Genomic DNA, 14,127 nt, shown 5'->3' with positions numbered 1-14,127 from the left:
AATAGTACGACGAGACGGCGCGAAGCTTCGGACTTGAGTCCGAAGCTCAGCCGATCTGGATTTTGGTGTCGGAAACGAACTGGTACGGCGGCACGGCCAGGTTCGTGGGCGCTGGGCCCTGGCGGATGCGGCCGGACGTATCGTAGACCGAACCATGGCAGGGGCAGAAGAACCCGTCGTAGCTGCCTTCATGAGCGATCGGGATACAGCCGAGATGGGTGCAGATGCCGATCACGACCAGCCACTGCTCGTGGCCCGACTTGACCCGGGCCTCGTCGGTCTGCGGATCCGGTAGGCTCGCCACGTTGACGGCGCGCGCCTCGTCGATCTGCTTCTTGGTGCGGTGACTGATGTAGATCGGCTTGCCGCGCCAGAACACCTTGATGTCCTGGCCTTCCGCGATCGGGCTGAGATCGACCTCGATCGGCGCACCGGCGGCGATGGTCGAGGCATCCGGATTCATTTGGGAGATGAAGGGCCAGAGCGCAGCCGCGCCCCCTACTGCTGCAAATGCCCCTGTTGCAACGAATAAGAAATCACGGCGTGTCGGATGGTCCGCCGAAGACGCTGTCGTCACGATTCCAACCCTTTCTTCTTGCGCTACCGGTGGAACCGCTCCGAGGGGCGCCCAAGAGGTCCCCGGAAAGGCTGCCGGCACCCGCGGCCCCCCGCGGCGGCAGAACTTGGCTTGTTCACCTCTAAACGGATGAAACAGCAGTCCAGAATCGTTCTATTGGCACCCTTGCCGGGCGAGCGCAAGCCCGCTAACGGCGTGGGAGCGTGCAATGCACGAATTCCCGGGCGGGCGATGTTTTATTGAGACATTTTGCGCCCGCAAGCCAACTCGCCGCCGCCCATGCAGATCGCACTTTTCCAGCCCGACATCCCCCAGAACACCGGCACGATTCTTCGCCTCTGCGCCTGCCTGGGGCTCGATGCCCATATCATCGAACCGGCGGGCTTCCCCATCTCGGACCGCCTGTTCCGCCGGGCGGGAATGGATTACCTCGACCATGTCAGGCTGGCCCGCCACGTCTCCTGGGCGACATTCGAGGACTGGCGTGCAGGCCAGGGCCACCGGCTGCTGCTGTTCACCACCAAGGCCGCCACCGACTACCGCGATTTTCATTACCAGAGCTCGGACATCCTGCTATTCGGGCGCGAGAGCGCCGGCGTCACCGATGCAGTGGTCGAGGCGGCCGATGCGCGTCTGGTGATCCCGATCAAGGCGGGGCTGCGGTCGCTCAATGTGGCCATGAGCGTAGCCATGGCCGCCGGCGAGGCGCTGCGGCAGATCCGGAACCCGCAAGGTTTGACAGATTGAGGAGAGAGGCTTGAGTTACGCGGTCAAGGAGATCTTCCTGACCCTGCAAGGCGAAGGCGCCCATGCCGGGCGCGCGTCGGTGTTCTGCCGCTTTGCCGGCTGCAACCTCTGGAGCGGGCGGGAGGCCGACCGCGCGGATGCGACCTGCAAGTTCTGCGACACGGATTTCGTCGGCACCGACGGCACGCTCGGCGGGCGCTATGGCTCGGCCGCGGAACTCGCCGATACCATCGCCACGCAATGGACGGCGGCGGCCGCCAACCGCTATGTGGTGCTGACCGGCGGGGAGCCGCTGCTCCAGGTCGACGCCGCGCTGATCGAGGCGCTGCACGAAAGAGGCTTCGAGATCGGCGTCGAGACCAACGGCACGATCGCAGCTCCTGATGGGCTCGACTGGATCTGCGTTAGCCCCAAGGGCGGCAGCGACCTGGTCCTGCGCCAGGGCCACGAGCTGAAGCTGGTCTATCCCCAGGCCTTGGCGATGCCCGAAGCATTTGAGGATCTCGCCTTCGAGCGCTTCTCGCTGCAGCCGATGGACGGGCCTGAGGTCATCGAGAACACCGCGCGCGCGATCGATTATTGCCTGCACCATCCGCAATGGCGGCTCAGCGTGCAGACCCACAAATCGCTCGGCATCAGATAGGACGCGACCCGCGAATGCAGATGGACGTGACGACGATCGAAGCCCGCAAGGCCCGCGCCCGCGCCTGGTTCGAGCGCTTGCGCGACGACATCTGCGCGAGCTTCGAGCGGCTGGAGGATGACGCGCCGCCAAACCTCTATCCAGGCGAGGTCGGCCGCTTCAAGCGCACGCTTTGGCAGCGCACCGACCATTCCGGCGCGGCCGGCGGCGGCGGCGTGATGTCGATGATGCATGGCCGGCTGTTCGAGAAGGTCGGCGTGCACTGTTCGACGGTGCACGGCGAGTTCGCACCCGAATTCCGGGCCCAGATCCCCGGCGCGGCGGAGGATCCAAAATTCTGGGCCTCCGGCATCTCGCTGATCGCGCATATGCGCAATCCGAACGTCCCCGCCGTGCACATGAACACGCGCTTCGTCGTCACCACGAAGGCCTGGTTCGGCGGCGGCGCCGACCTGACGCCGGTGCTGGAGCGAAGGCGGACGCAGGACGATCCCGACAGCATCGCCTTCCATGCCGCGATGAAACAGGCCTGCGTGCAGCCGAGCGGCGTTGCCGACTACGACAAGTACAAGAAATGGTGCGACGAGTATTTCTACCTGCCGCACCGGAAAGAGGCGCGCGGCATCGGCGGCATCTTCTACGACTGGCACGACAGCGGCGACTGGGACGCCGACCTCGCCTTCACCCAGGACGTCGGCCGCGCCTTCCTGAAGATCTATCCCGAGATCGTGCGGCGCAACTTCGCGAGCACCTGGACGCCTGCGGACCGCGAGGAGCAATTGATCCGCCGCGGCCGCTACGTCGAGTTCAACCTGCTCTACGACCGCGGCACCATCTTCGGACTGAAGACCGGCGGCAACGTGGACTCCATCCTGTCGTCGCTGCCGCCCGAGGTGAAGTGGCCATGAACGCCGTGCTGCCGCCGCTGCCCCGCGCCATGCTGATCGACATGGACGACACCATCCTGTCGGCCTATGGCCGGCCCGAGATCGCCTGGAACACGATCACGGCCGAATTCGCCGAGGAGCTCGCCCCGCTGCCGCCGCCGATGGTCGCAACCGCGGTGCTGGCCTTCGCGCGAAACTTCTGGGCCAGTGCGGAAGCCGCGTGGCGGATGAAGCTCGCCGAGGCGCGGCACCTGACGGTGAAGGGCGGCTTCGCCGCGCTCGCGGCCGCAGGCCACCGCGCCCTGCCCGACGACCTCGCCATTCGCCTCGCCGACCGCTTCACCGCCTACCGTGAGGAGGAGATGTTCGTCTTTCCCGGCGCGCACGAGGCGATCGACCAGTTCAAGGCGCTCGGCATCAAGCTCGCGCTGGTCACCAACGGCGCCGCCAACATGCAGCGCGCCAAGATCGAACGCTTCGAGCTGGCGCATCGCTTCGACCACATCCAGATCGAAGGCGAGCACGGCTTCGGCAAGCCCGAGGAGCGCGCCTATCTGCACGCGATGCAGGCGCTCGGCGTCACCGCTGAGGACACCTGGATGATCGGCGACAATCTGGAATGGGAAGTGGTGACGCCGCAGCGCCTCGGCATCTATGCGATCTGGATGGACGTGCATGGCGAGGGCCTGCCCGAGGGCTCGACGGTCAGGCCCGACCGCATCATCCGCTCGCTCGGCGAGCTGCTGCCCGACCGGGCATGATCGAGGGCCCAAAACAAAACCTCGAAAACAACCCCATGCACAGTAGCGCGCTGCTGTAAAATCAAGGACTTACGGATTTTACGAAAAATTTCTGACCCGTCGGGCAAAACAGGGGTATTGTGGCATCGTCGCGAGGGTTGCGATCGAGCCTGGAGCGCGATGGCATCAGGATGAATCGTCATCGCGCTTTAGCTTATGTTTGAGCATGATCTTTTCGGAAAACCGCTACGCACTTTTCCGGATCATGCTCTAGTCGCGCTCCCGCGAGCACGCCCAAGGCAACCTATTCCACGGTGATATTGCCGGCCTCGATGACCCGCTTCCAGCGGGCCAACTCAGAGACCAGAAACTCCTGGAATTGCTCCGGGGTGTTAGCCACGATTTCGAGGCCGATATCCTCCATTCGTTTGCGTACGTCCGGTGCCTTCAGCGCCGCGACGATCTCGCCATGCAATTTTGCTTTCACGTCGGCAGGAAGGCCCTTCGGAGCAGCCACCGCCTGCCACGAAAAGACGTCGACACCTTCAATCCCAAGTTCCTTCAAGGTAGGCACTTCGGGCAAAAGAGGGGATCTGGCATCGCCGGTGATGGCGAGAACCTTGAGCTGCTTGGATTGAATTTGCCCGATGACGGCGTTGATGTTTTGAAACGATACGTTGACATGCCCCGCGAGGAGATCACTCACGGCAGGCGCCCCGCCGCGATACGGCACGTGGAGACCGGTCGTCCCAGTGCGCTGCCAGAACAGCGCCGCCGTGAGATGATCGGACGAACCCGCACCCGAGCTTGCAAAAGTGATCTTGCCGGGGGCCTTCTTCAGTTGCTCCACCAATTCGGCGACGGTGTTTGCCGGAAAGTTCAAGTTGGCGACCAGGACGTTCGGTGCGCGCACGGCGACCGTCAAAAGGTCGAAGTCCTTCAGAGGATCATACTTCAGATTAGGCTGAAGAAATGGATTCGTCGCATAGACACCGATCGAGCCGACGAGAACGGTGTATCCGTCCGCTGGCGCCCGGGCCACCGCTGTTGCTCCAAGAGCGCCCGTTGCGCCGGACCGGTTTTCGACGACCACCGGCTGCCGCAGCGTATCGGAGACCTTCTGTCCGATTGCTCGCGCGACCATGTCGGACGAGCCTCCCGCCGGGAATGGAACGATAAAGGTGATATTCCTTTCCGGCCAGGCCGCGTATGCCATCGAGGTTGCGGCAAGAAGCAGGATGCCAGCTGCGCCAAATCGAATCTTCGATAAAAGAGTTGCATTGCCCATTGTCGATCCTCCGTTGCGACATTTTTCTGAGGGCCTATTTTACGTGCACATGCCATCCCGATTGATGCTCAGATTGTATTGATTGATCCACTATTTATCACAGGCGCTTTGTCGCGGTGAAATCGCCGGCGTGCAAACCTGCCGAGGGGTGGCGCTTCGCTCTTCCAAGCGTTGTCGAGTTTTGCCTACGCGTTGTCTCAACTCCCACGCTTCACCTTGAGCGTCAGCAGCGGCTTGCCTTTCTCGGCGATGTAGGTCGCGAGCTCCGCCGCGTTGCGGGCGCAAACGCGGTCTTTCACGCCCCAATCATTGCGCAGCGTATCTCGCGGTCAACGAATGACCGTGCAAGCTGCCGGAGAACACCACGATCGCCTTTGGCGACAGCTCGGCTTGCAGCTTTCCCGTCATCATGTTGGGATTGGCCGGCGCAAGCGGAACGGTGACCGTCTTGCCGCCATCCTGAATCGTTGCGCGTCCCCGCATATCCTTCGTCGACAGCGGCGATCCATCGTCATCCCCAACGTAAAAGACGATGTCCGTCCCCTTACTGACGAATTCGATCGGATGCCCTTGCGACTTGACGATAGGGCCGCCGTTGCTGCCCTTCGTCTGCGCCGCGGCAACATCCAGCGTCACGATCATCACAGCCGTCATGGCGAGGCCGATATAAGTTCTCATTGCAGGCTCCTCGGTGGTTTTCCGCGCGCATCAATAGGCTTCCGCGGGGGTGAACGTTGCGGCGTGTCCGGCCACCAGTCGCTGCAGCGGCTGCTTGCCGAACATCAGAAACAGAATCGGGGTCACGATTGTGTCGAGGACCGTGGCGCTGAGCAGGCCGCCGAAGATCGTCACGGCCACCGGGTGCAGGATTTCCCGGCCCGGCTCGTCCGCGCCGATCAAGAGCGGCGTGAGCGCTAGTCCTGCGCAAAGCGCCGTCATCAGCACCGGACTGAGGCGCTCCATGCTGCCTCGAATGACCAGCCCGGCCCCGAAACGCTCGCCTTCGTGGATGGCGAGATTGATGTAGTGCGAGATCTTCAAGATCCCGTTGCGCGCCGAGATGCCGGCCAGCGTGATGAAGCCGATCATCGAGGCCACCGACAAGGGCTGCCCGGAGATCTTCAGCGCGGCGACGCTGCCGATCAGGGCGAGCGGAATACCTCCCATGATGATCAGCGCCAGTGCGATCGACCGGTAGCGGCTGTAGAGGACGACGAAGATCATCGCCATCGAGGCCAGCGACAGAATGCCGATGCGCCAGGTCGCCTCCTGCTGGGCCTGGAACGCGCCTTCGAGGCTGGTCGTGTAGCCTTGCGGGAAATCGAGCTCGCGAACCGACCTCTGAATGTCGGCCGCGATATCGGCGATGTCGCGGCGTCCGTCCCCGTTGCCGTACACGACGATCCTGCGCTGGGTCCCCTCCCGCTGAATCTGGTTCGGCCCGTCGGTCTCGACGATGTCGGCCAAAGCGCTCAGCGGGACGAACTCCGAGCCGGTCGGGATGAGCAAATTGTGCAGTCCCGTTGTCGAACGGTCTTGCTCCGACAGGCGCATCACGACGTCGAAACGGCGATTGTCGTCGACGATCTGGGAGACCTTCCGGCCATTGGACAGCGCGTCGAGTGCCTGGGTGACCGCAGCCGGCGTCAGGCCGTGAAGCGCGGCGCGGGCATGATCGATTTGAACCCGCACTTGCGGAATCAGCACCTGCTTCTCGACCTGGAGATCAACCAGACCCGGGATCGTCGATAGACGCTGGCGCACCGTTTCGGACAGCCGCCGCAACATCTCGATGTCCTGGCCGAAGATCTTGAGCACAATCTGGGCACGAATACCGGACTGGAGATGATCGAGGCGGTGGCTGATCGGCTGTCCGATGGCCACCGACGCCGGCAGCGCGGACAGGGCTTCCCGGATGCTCGCATAGATGTCCGCCTTCTGGCGCTTGGACGGTGTGAGATCGACATCGACCTCGCTGTAGTGCACGCCTTCGGCGTGTTCATCCAGTTCGGCGCGGCCGGTGCGCCGTCCGACCGATTTCACCTCGGGCACCTTTGCGAGCAACTGCTCCGCCAATAGGCCAAGACGGTTGGATTCCGCGAGCGAAATGCCTGGATTGTACTGCAGCGACAGGACCAGCGTCCCCTCGTTGAAAGGAGGAAGAAAGCTGCGGGGCATCTGGCTCGCGGCATAGCCTGCCACCGCGACCGCAGCGGCGACGAAGACCAGCACCAAACCCTGCCGCTGGAAGGCCCAGCCGAGCACCCGCCGATTGGCCTGCTTCAGCTTCGTGACGACAAAGCTCTCGCGGTCACCTGAATGAGCTCGTCCCGAAAGCAGATAATAGGACAGCACCGGCGTCACCGTGATCGAGGTCAGCAGCGAAGCCAGGATTGAGACCACATAGGCGACGCCAAGCGGCGTGAACAGCCGCCCTTCGATTCCCGGAAGGGCGAACAGCGGCACAAAGACGAGGACGATGATCATCGTTGCATAGACGATGCTGGAACGAACCTCCTGGCTCGCGCCGGAGATCACGTCGAGAACAGGGCGCGGCGTGCTCGACGCGGCGTTCTCCCGCAGGCGCCGCAGGATGTTTTCGACGTCCACGACGGCATCGTCGACCAGCTCGCCGATCGCGATGGCGAGGCCGCCCAGCGTCATGGTGTTGATCGTGAGGCCGAAGGCGCGAAACACCAGGACCGTCACCAGGATCGATATTGGAATGGCCGTCAGCGAGACGAACGCGGCGCGACCGTTCATCAGGAAGACGAACAGGACTATTGCGACGACGATCGCGGCCTCGATCAGGACGCGCTCGACATTGCCGATCGAGGTCTCGATGAAGGTGGCCTGCCGGAACTGCACGTTGGTGACGCTGATGCCCCCGCGCATAGTGCGTTGCAGCTCCCGCAGCGTTGATTCAACATTGCGCGTCAGTGCTACGGTATCCGCAGCCGGTTGCTTCATGACGCTGACGATGACGGCGGGCTTGCCGTTATATCCTGCGTCACCGCGCTTGGTCCGCGCGGCAAAATCCACAGAGGCAATCTGCTTCAGCAGGATCGGCTGCTCTCCGCGGTTGACGACGACGGTGTTGCGGAGGTCCTCGATACGCCTGGTGAGACCGACATTGCGGATCAGATATTCGCGGCCATGCTGGTCGACGAAGCCGCCGCCGCTGTTGGTGCCGAACCTTGCGACCGCCTGCTCGATCTGATCATGGGTGACGCCGAGTGCCTGCATGGTGGCGACGTTCGGCGTCACGCGATATTGGCGGACCTCGCCGCCGATGGGTATCACCTGGGCGACGCCGGGAATGGCGAGGAGTTGCGGTCGGACGACGAAGTCGGCGATCTCGCGCACGTCCATGGGTGAAGCCGTGCCATCGCTCGTCAGCGCGATCAGCATAATCTCGCCCATGATCGAGGTCACCGGGCCCATCTGGGGATTGACCGCGGACGGCAATTGCTCGCGGATCAGCGCCAGCCGCTCGGAGACGAATTGCCGGGCGCGGTAGATTTCGACGCCCCAGTCGAACTCGACATAGACGACCGACAGACCAACGCCCGAGACCGAGCGCACGCGAATGACGCCGGGCATGCCGTTCATCGACGTCTCGATCGGGAACGTCACCAGCTGTTCGACCTCCTGGGGCGCCAGTCCCTCTGCCTCGGTCAGGATGTTGACGGTCGGGCGGTTGATGTCAGGCAGGACGTCGACCGAAACGCTCGGCAGGACGAACAGGCCGTAGCCGACCAGGACGGCGGCGACCACCAGCACGAACAGGCGATTGCGCAAGCTTGTCTGGACGATGAGCTTGAACATGGTCGGCTACCGGATCTGGTTGATGAGGTCGGTGCCGCGCACGACGATATGTTCGCCTTCGTTGACACCGGCGGCCACAATCACGCGGGCTGCGTCCACCGGCACCACGCGAACCGGCCTCGGCTCGAAGCGCTCGGGCTCTGTGTGCAGCCAAACGATATTCTCACCGTTGCCGCTTCGAACGACGGCATTGCGCGGCACGACCAGGCCCGACACCGGCGCTCCGGTCTGGACCATCACATTCAACGGCTGACCGATGTTGAGACCTGCTGGTGGCTCCGGAATGGCGAACTGAACCACGGACGCATGCTGGCGCAGCGCCCGGCTCGTCCCGACGAAGCTCAGCGCAATCTGCTGCCCGTTCGGAGCCATTGCCGTTGCGGCTTCAGGCTGCTTCAAGCCGATTTCGTCATAGGCGAGCGCCTCGACCCAAAGACTGCTTGGGTCCGCGATCTGAAACAGGACGTCTTGGGGCTGTATGACCTGGCCCGGCGCGACCTTGGCTGCGGTGATGATGCCATCGGTCGATGCCCGCAGTTCCTCGAAGCCGGTGCGGGAATTGCGAACGGTCTCGCGGCGCGCCCGCAGACCCTCCAATTCGCTTTCGAGGTCGTTGACCTGCCCTTGCGGCACCGCGCCGCGTTCGGCCAGCGGCCGGAGACGCCGCAGCTTGTTGTCCGTGATCGCCATCAGCTGTTCGATCTCGCCGACCTTCTCGAGGATCGTCGTGCGGTCGGCGATTGACAGATGCGGCTCGATCCGGATGAGCAGATCGCCCTTGCGGACGGTTTGCCCGATGCGGGGGATGCCGTCATCGCCGGGAACCACGCGGCCGCCGTAGATGCTCTGCACGATGCTGCTGCGGTTGGGGTCGGCCATGACACGGCCGATCAGGGTGACGGCGGGATGAATCGTCTGCGGCTCGGCTGCAGCGGTTCGTACCTCGAGCAGACGCTGCGTCGGCTTGGCCGCGAAGACGGTGCCGTCTTGCAGACGGCGCGGGGCATCGCTCAGCGCGGGAACATCCGGCGGACTTGGTTGCGTTGCATTAGTCCGGCCCTCGCCGAACATGATGGCGGCGAGAATGACCAAAGCCCCCGCCATCACGGCGGACGTCGAGGCCGCCATGAAGCGGCCACGACGCCTCCAATAGGCGAAGAGACCGCCGAAGCCCAAGGCGGCGAGCGCGGACGCGGCGATGGCGGCTCGGTTCGATAGAAGCCAGCCGGGCTCGTGCTTGTGCTCCGCGGGCCGGGCCTCTGCACGCGGTACGAACGAGTCGACCAGCAGATCATTTCCCCTGCTAGCGCTGATCGAGAAGATCACCTCGACCGATCCAGACGGCGTGCCGTTCGGAATCGGGGCGGTGTAGACGCCGTCCTCCTGGCTCGATGCCTCGATCGGGGCAGAATCGCCGATCGTGACCTGCAAGGCGGCGTCCGAGACCGGCTCGTTCGTCGCGACATCATCGATGAAGACGGACAGCCTGCCCTCTTTCAGGATGCCGACGACTTCGTAGAGCTCGGAGCGCGCGGCAATCCTCGGATAGGCTGAGGACACGACCGCCGTCTTCTCGGCGTCGCCGTGATCGTGCCCCTCATGGCCAAAGGCGCCCGACAAGCCAAAGACCAGGCTCGCCAACCAAAAAGCACCAGCCAGCCCACGAGCTGCGAGCCGCCCTTTCGGGCAGCGCTGATTCATCAACATCGAAAGATCCTTCAGACATGCGAAAAGGCGGCGGCCGAAGCGCCGCCGGGACTACGCGATGCTGAAGGTACTTGGTGGCCGGACGAGTCCGTCGGGGCGCACCCCGACAATGGCCCGCGCGAGCGGCAGGTCCATGGCGCCGAGCACTTCGAAGACGCTGAGCAGGTGAACGACCTGCGCTGAGGCGATCGAGGTGCCAAACATGTCCCAGGCCACGCCGGGAGCGCCGTCCTCGTCGTGATCCGGCCCGTCATGGACGTGGCCTTCCGCGTCGTCGCCGGCGTGGGAATGCACGTGGCCGGCCAGCTGATCGTGGAAATGCAGGGAACCGCTGAGCGTGACGGACGGCATCGGAATGGCGCCAACAGCCGCCTGCGCCTGCGAGACCGAGATCAGGGCCGCCTGAAGCACAAACGCGGATATCGCCACGAACATGGCCGTTCTGGCGAGTTGACGAAGATGGTGGCGGACACCGTGCGGCACGCCGAAAAACTAGGCGATGCCGACCGCGAATTCAAGGCGACGTTCGCATCGCGTGGAAGGTGGTCCAGACACCCTCCCCGTTCGATCGAGGAGCTGCCGCCGCCCGATATCCGGCAGCCCGCCTGCCTCACTTGAAGTGAAATGCTTCACAAGCCGCAATCCGGGATTGCGGTAGCCTCGTGCCATGGGGCGTGGCGAGTTGGAGGCGACAATGGAGCAGGACCTTCCGAAGCAGACAGCGCGCACGCGATCCCCGGTGAAGGCGGCGGGTATCTGGCAGAGAATTCAATCCTGGGACAGCCGCCTCTCGGTCACCAAGGGACTGACGGCCGTGACCCTGCTGACCGGCTTCCTGGGCGGATATTTCCAGTACCTGAATTCCTATGAACAGAAGGTCGGCGAGCAGGCCAAGGCGGACATGCAGAAGGCGACCGACACCTTTCTCGAGATCTCGGACGCCTTCGCCGACGTGCAGATCCAGCAGGAGACCATGCTGCGCGAGCAGTTCGGCTCGCTGAAGGCGCAGGCAAGCCCCGCTTTCATTCCGGTGGACTCCAAGACATTCGGCTCGTTCTCGGACTATTGGAAGGCGCGCACGTCGCTGCGGCGGAACGGCGCCATCTTTGCGCGCAAGGCGGAGATCTACATCGACTGGCCCAGCGACCTCGGGCGCGATCCGGCCGCAGAGCACACGCTTGACCAGGATCCCCTGACGGCAACGCTGCTCACCAAGTACAATTTCGATTGCGATTCCGACGCCAACCTTCCGCAGTTCAAGGGTGCGATCTTCAATGGCGCCGATCCTGGACGCCCCAGCGACGAATTGTGCAACGACCCGACGGCCAATGGGCTCAAATCCTACGTCAACCTCTGTGCCAGGCGGGCGGATGGCGAGATCGATGCGTTGCAGAAGGTCGTGACCATCAACTGGTGGAGCGCCAAGCACCACGTCCTGGTGATGCACCATTGCTTCGAGGTGCTCCGCGGCGGGCCGAATGCGTTGCAAGCTCCGGCCTCCGGCAACGACGTGCCGAACGATCGCAAGCTCGACAAACCACGCGACAGCAATGAGCACAGGCTACAGCTTCAGGCCCGCCGGCTGGACGCGTTCATGACGCTGACCATGGCGCAGCTGGATCGTATCAGGGTGCGATACCGCCCCACCGGCTTCTTCTGCCATGTTCCGCTCGCGCGCGATGCCATCGGCTATTTCAGCAACCAGTGCCTGCCGAACCAGCCGGTCACGAGCGAGCGCAGCTGAGTCGTACCGCGGAGACACCTTCCGGCGCCGGCAGCCGGCGTGATCGGCCTGTCATGACGGCCTGTTAGCGTCGGCCGTGTCGATCAACCCGAAAGGACAATCCATGGATCTGAAGGCCGGCGATGTCGTGATGCTGAAATCCGGCGGTCAGCCGCTGACCGTCGCGGAGGTGAAGGAGAACGAGGCGCTGTGCCTGTGGATGGGCATGGAAGGCGACCTGTTCCGCGAGACGCTGCCGCTCGCCGTGCTCGTGCAGGTGGAAGAAGACGACGAGGACGACGAAGACGAAGATGATGACGAGGAGTAGGCACTTCTCGGACTGCATTCTCGTGCGAGCCGAGTTCGGCTCCGGCGCGCCCGATGTCCGCTTCCCTGTCAACCACAGGGCGATAGCGGACATCGCTGGATGTCGCAGAAGCGCAAGCGATGGATTTCGCAAGCGAAGCTCGCCGCCAATGGCTCGACGGTGAAGGCGCTGTGCGTCGAGGGCCTCACCGCGGCCCCGATGACGGGCGCGGGTTGATCAGACGAGGATACGAGGCGCCGCCGTGGCCCTGTCTCCGGAATTCGGCGTCCCCGTCGGTTCGATCAAGAGGATGTGCACTTCCCCACGCGCCACCGGCCGGTGCTCGACGCCCTTCGGCACGACAAAAACCTCGCCGGGGTTGAGGGTGACCGTGCGGTCCCGCAGCTCGATGTCGAGCGTCCCGCTGAGCACGAGAAAGAAGTCGTCCGTGTCCTCGTGCTTGTGCCAATGAAACGGCCCCTCAAGCTTGGCCACCATGATGTCGTTGTCGTTATAGGTCGCCACCGTGCGCGGGGAGAAGCGATCAGTAAAGGTTGCGAGCTTCTCGGCGAGATTTGCGGGTGCTTTCATGGCGTCTCCCTGGACAAGCAGCAGTCTGGTCCGCGTTTGCAAGACGAGCTGCGCCGGTTAGCACGAGCTGAATCACAATACGAGACTGCTGCGACGCCGGGAGTGGCACAAGGATGGGTTTCGCAACGGCGAAACCCATCCCTACGAGCTGATGCCGATCGGATCAGAACCGATAATTGATGCCGCCCTTGGCCGTATGAAGCTGAACCTCGGTGTCCGTGAAGGACGCGCCGGGGAATGCAAGAGCATTGCCGTTCGACTTTCCGAGATTGATGTAGATGTACTCGGCCTTGAACGTCCAGCGCGGATCGAATGCCCATTCAAGACCGCCACCCGCGGAGAAACCCACCTGGACCTCCGACGAGGAAGCGCTTCGCGTCAGGGCCGGGAAGAAGCCGTTGAAATTGGCGATATTCGGCGTGGCGAGGTTGGAGGTGAAGATGCTGTTCTTGACGTGGCCCCAGGCGAAGCCACCGGTACCGTAGATCAGCACATTGTTCGCCGCGTATCCGAGACGTCCGCGGATCGTGCCGAAGACGTCGATTTCCTGCTTGAGATTGAATACGCCGGTGAAGGCGCCATTGTCGCCGCCGATCGTTCCGGTGACGCTGAAGGGGCGGCTCGCCGTCTCTCTGATGGCAGCGCCGCTGACATCCGCTTCCAGGCCGTACACGAACGTGCCGGACTGCCAGTTATAGCCGATTTGGCCGCCGCCGAATCCGCCCTTGGGGCTCACATCCAGGGTGAACGGCCCAGTCCCGCCCGTGACGACATAGCCGGGCACCGTCCCGGTTGCGAGCGCGCTCGGATCGAAGGTCGCGGTCGGATCGCTCCAGCCATAACCGCCATGCACGCCGGCATAAAAACCGGTCCAGCTGAATGCGACCGGCGCGGGCGGCGCCTTGGTGTAGGCCCTGGCAAGATCGGCCGCGGAGGCGGCGTGGGAGAGACACACAGCCGAGGCCAGAAGGGCAGCAGAGACGATGGATTTGGAGACAATGGATTTCATGACTTCCCTCGAACGCTGTGCGCGTGACAAGGCGGCACCGCTTAAGCCAAGGTATAGAGGTGGTCTCGCAATATTGCTGT

At 63.5% G+C, this 14,127-nt stretch carries 14 protein-coding genes; 6 read left to right on the top strand and 8 right to left on the bottom strand.

What is annotated here, in order from left to right; translation table 11 throughout:
* Positions 1-46 precede the first annotated feature (46 nt).
* Positions 47-577 carry a ubiquinol-cytochrome c reductase iron-sulfur subunit gene (gene petA / locus ACTEK7_RS28195; protein WP_036006265.1) on the bottom strand — a complete coding sequence of 177 codons (531 nt, stop codon included), beginning with the start codon at positions 575-577 and terminating at the stop codon, positions 47-49.
* A gap of 279 nt (positions 578-856) precedes the next feature.
* On the opposite strand from petA, the gene ACTEK7_RS28190 reads away from it, so the two are divergent.
* Genes ACTEK7_RS28190 through ACTEK7_RS28175 form a run of 4 tightly spaced genes read left to right on the top strand, consistent with a single transcriptional unit; the run spans position 857 to position 3,615 of the window.
* Positions 857-1,324, top strand: a complete 468-nt coding sequence (locus ACTEK7_RS28190; RefSeq protein WP_225147864.1) for a tRNA (cytidine(34)-2'-O)-methyltransferase — start codon at positions 857-859, stop codon at positions 1,322-1,324.
* 10 nt (positions 1,325-1,334) lie between these two features.
* Positions 1,335-1,967, top strand: coding sequence for a 7-carboxy-7-deazaguanine synthase (queE, locus tag ACTEK7_RS28185; RefSeq protein ID WP_225147865.1), 633 nt, complete (start codon positions 1,335-1,337; stop codon positions 1,965-1,967).
* Positions 1,968-1,987: 20 nt separating this feature from the next.
* Positions 1,988-2,875 carry an oxygen-dependent coproporphyrinogen oxidase gene (gene hemF, locus ACTEK7_RS28180; protein WP_225147866.1) on the top strand — a complete coding sequence of 296 codons (888 nt, stop codon included), beginning with the start codon at positions 1,988-1,990 and terminating at the stop codon, positions 2,873-2,875.
* Positions 2,872-3,615, top strand: a complete 744-nt coding sequence (locus tag ACTEK7_RS28175) for an HAD family hydrolase (RefSeq protein WP_225147867.1) — start codon at positions 2,872-2,874, stop codon at positions 3,613-3,615. The genes hemF and ACTEK7_RS28175 overlap by 4 nt, the downstream gene beginning before the upstream one ends.
* A 283-nt stretch (positions 3,616-3,898) precedes the next feature.
* Here the strand turns inward: ACTEK7_RS28175 and ACTEK7_RS28170 are convergent, their stop codons facing one another.
* The 5 genes from ACTEK7_RS28170 to ACTEK7_RS28150 all read right to left on the bottom strand — a co-directional run bounded on the left by ACTEK7_RS28170 (position 3,899) and on the right by ACTEK7_RS28150 (position 10,852).
* Positions 3,899-4,882: a Bug family tripartite tricarboxylate transporter substrate binding protein gene (locus tag ACTEK7_RS28170; RefSeq protein ID WP_225147868.1), complete on the bottom strand. Its 984-nt coding sequence runs from the start codon at positions 4,880-4,882 to the stop codon at positions 3,899-3,901.
* Between the two features lie 306 nt (positions 4,883-5,188).
* Complete coding sequence (locus tag ACTEK7_RS28165; RefSeq protein WP_225114467.1) at positions 5,189-5,524, bottom strand: hypothetical protein; 336 nt, start codon at positions 5,522-5,524, stop codon at positions 5,189-5,191.
* Positions 5,525-5,590: 66 nt separating this feature from the next.
* Entirely contained in the window at positions 5,591-8,710 is a 3,120-nt protein-coding gene (locus tag ACTEK7_RS28160) for an efflux RND transporter permease subunit (protein ID WP_225147869.1), read from the bottom strand.
* Positions 8,711-8,716: 6 nt separating this feature from the next.
* Positions 8,717-10,417, bottom strand: a complete 1,701-nt coding sequence (locus ACTEK7_RS28155) for an efflux RND transporter periplasmic adaptor subunit (RefSeq protein ID WP_225147870.1) — start codon at positions 10,415-10,417, stop codon at positions 8,717-8,719.
* A 51-nt stretch (positions 10,418-10,468) separates the two neighbouring features.
* Positions 10,469-10,852 carry a hypothetical protein gene (locus tag ACTEK7_RS28150; protein ID WP_225147871.1) on the bottom strand — a complete coding sequence of 128 codons (384 nt, stop codon included), beginning with the start codon at positions 10,850-10,852 and terminating at the stop codon, positions 10,469-10,471.
* Between the two features lie 259 nt (positions 10,853-11,111).
* Here ACTEK7_RS28150 and ACTEK7_RS28145 point away from each other — a divergent pair, with 259 nt between their 5' ends.
* Both ACTEK7_RS28145 and ACTEK7_RS28140 read left to right on the top strand, forming a co-directional pair.
* Positions 11,112-12,161: a hypothetical protein gene (locus tag ACTEK7_RS28145; protein WP_141697675.1), complete on the top strand. Its 1,050-nt coding sequence runs from the start codon at positions 11,112-11,114 to the stop codon at positions 12,159-12,161.
* A 103-nt stretch (positions 12,162-12,264) separates the two neighbouring features.
* Positions 12,265-12,468 carry a DUF2158 domain-containing protein gene (locus ACTEK7_RS28140; protein ID WP_036024831.1) on the top strand — a complete coding sequence of 68 codons (204 nt, stop codon included), beginning with the start codon at positions 12,265-12,267 and terminating at the stop codon, positions 12,466-12,468.
* A gap of 216 nt (positions 12,469-12,684) precedes the next feature.
* On the opposite strand, the gene ACTEK7_RS28135 is transcribed toward ACTEK7_RS28140, so the two are convergent.
* Positions 12,685-13,038: a cupin domain-containing protein gene (locus ACTEK7_RS28135; protein ID WP_109145945.1), complete on the bottom strand. Its 354-nt coding sequence runs from the start codon at positions 13,036-13,038 to the stop codon at positions 12,685-12,687.
* A gap of 163 nt (positions 13,039-13,201) precedes the next feature.
* The gene (locus ACTEK7_RS28130; RefSeq protein WP_225147872.1) at positions 13,202-14,047 is read right to left on the bottom strand and encodes an outer membrane protein; all 846 of its coding nucleotides are present in this window, start codon (positions 14,045-14,047) and stop codon (positions 13,202-13,204) included.
* Positions 14,048-14,127 lie beyond the last annotated feature (80 nt).

The sequence above is a fragment of the Bradyrhizobium sp. JHI2711 genome, from assembly GCF_056156565.1.
This window is presented reverse-complemented; position numbering and strand designations above follow the sequence as displayed.

What these genes read in the sequence shown, in the direction of transcription:
- ACTEK7_RS28155 (WP_225147870.1), bottom strand. Translation starts at nt 10,417, where the DNA reads ATGTTGATGAATCAGCGCTGCCCGAAAGGGCGGCTCGCAGCTCGTGGG.
- ACTEK7_RS28140 (WP_036024831.1), top strand. Translation starts at nt 12,265, where the DNA reads ATGGATCTGAAGGCCGGCGATGTCGTGATGCTGAAATCCGGCGGTCAG.
- ACTEK7_RS28145 (WP_141697675.1), top strand. Translation starts at nt 11,112, where the DNA reads ATGGAGCAGGACCTTCCGAAGCAGACAGCGCGCACGCGATCCCCGGTG.
- ACTEK7_RS28165 (WP_225114467.1), bottom strand. Translation starts at nt 5,524, where the DNA reads ATGATCGTGACGCTGGATGTTGCCGCGGCGCAGACGAAGGGCAGCAAC.
- ACTEK7_RS28135 (WP_109145945.1), bottom strand. Translation starts at nt 13,038, where the DNA reads ATGAAAGCACCCGCAAATCTCGCCGAGAAGCTCGCAACCTTTACTGAT.
- hemF (WP_225147866.1), top strand. Translation starts at nt 1,988, where the DNA reads ATGGACGTGACGACGATCGAAGCCCGCAAGGCCCGCGCCCGCGCCTGG.
- ACTEK7_RS28150 (WP_225147871.1), bottom strand. Translation starts at nt 10,852, where the DNA reads ATGTTCGTGGCGATATCCGCGTTTGTGCTTCAGGCGGCCCTGATCTCG.
- ACTEK7_RS28175 (WP_225147867.1), top strand. Translation starts at nt 2,872, where the DNA reads ATGAACGCCGTGCTGCCGCCGCTGCCCCGCGCCATGCTGATCGACATG.
- ACTEK7_RS28130 (WP_225147872.1), bottom strand. Translation starts at nt 14,047, where the DNA reads ATGAAATCCATTGTCTCCAAATCCATCGTCTCTGCTGCCCTTCTGGCC.
- ACTEK7_RS28170 (WP_225147868.1), bottom strand. Translation starts at nt 4,882, where the DNA reads ATGGGCAATGCAACTCTTTTATCGAAGATTCGATTTGGCGCAGCTGGC.
- ACTEK7_RS28190 (WP_225147864.1), top strand. Translation starts at nt 857, where the DNA reads ATGCAGATCGCACTTTTCCAGCCCGACATCCCCCAGAACACCGGCACG.
- ACTEK7_RS28160 (WP_225147869.1), bottom strand. Translation starts at nt 8,710, where the DNA reads ATGTTCAAGCTCATCGTCCAGACAAGCTTGCGCAATCGCCTGTTCGTG.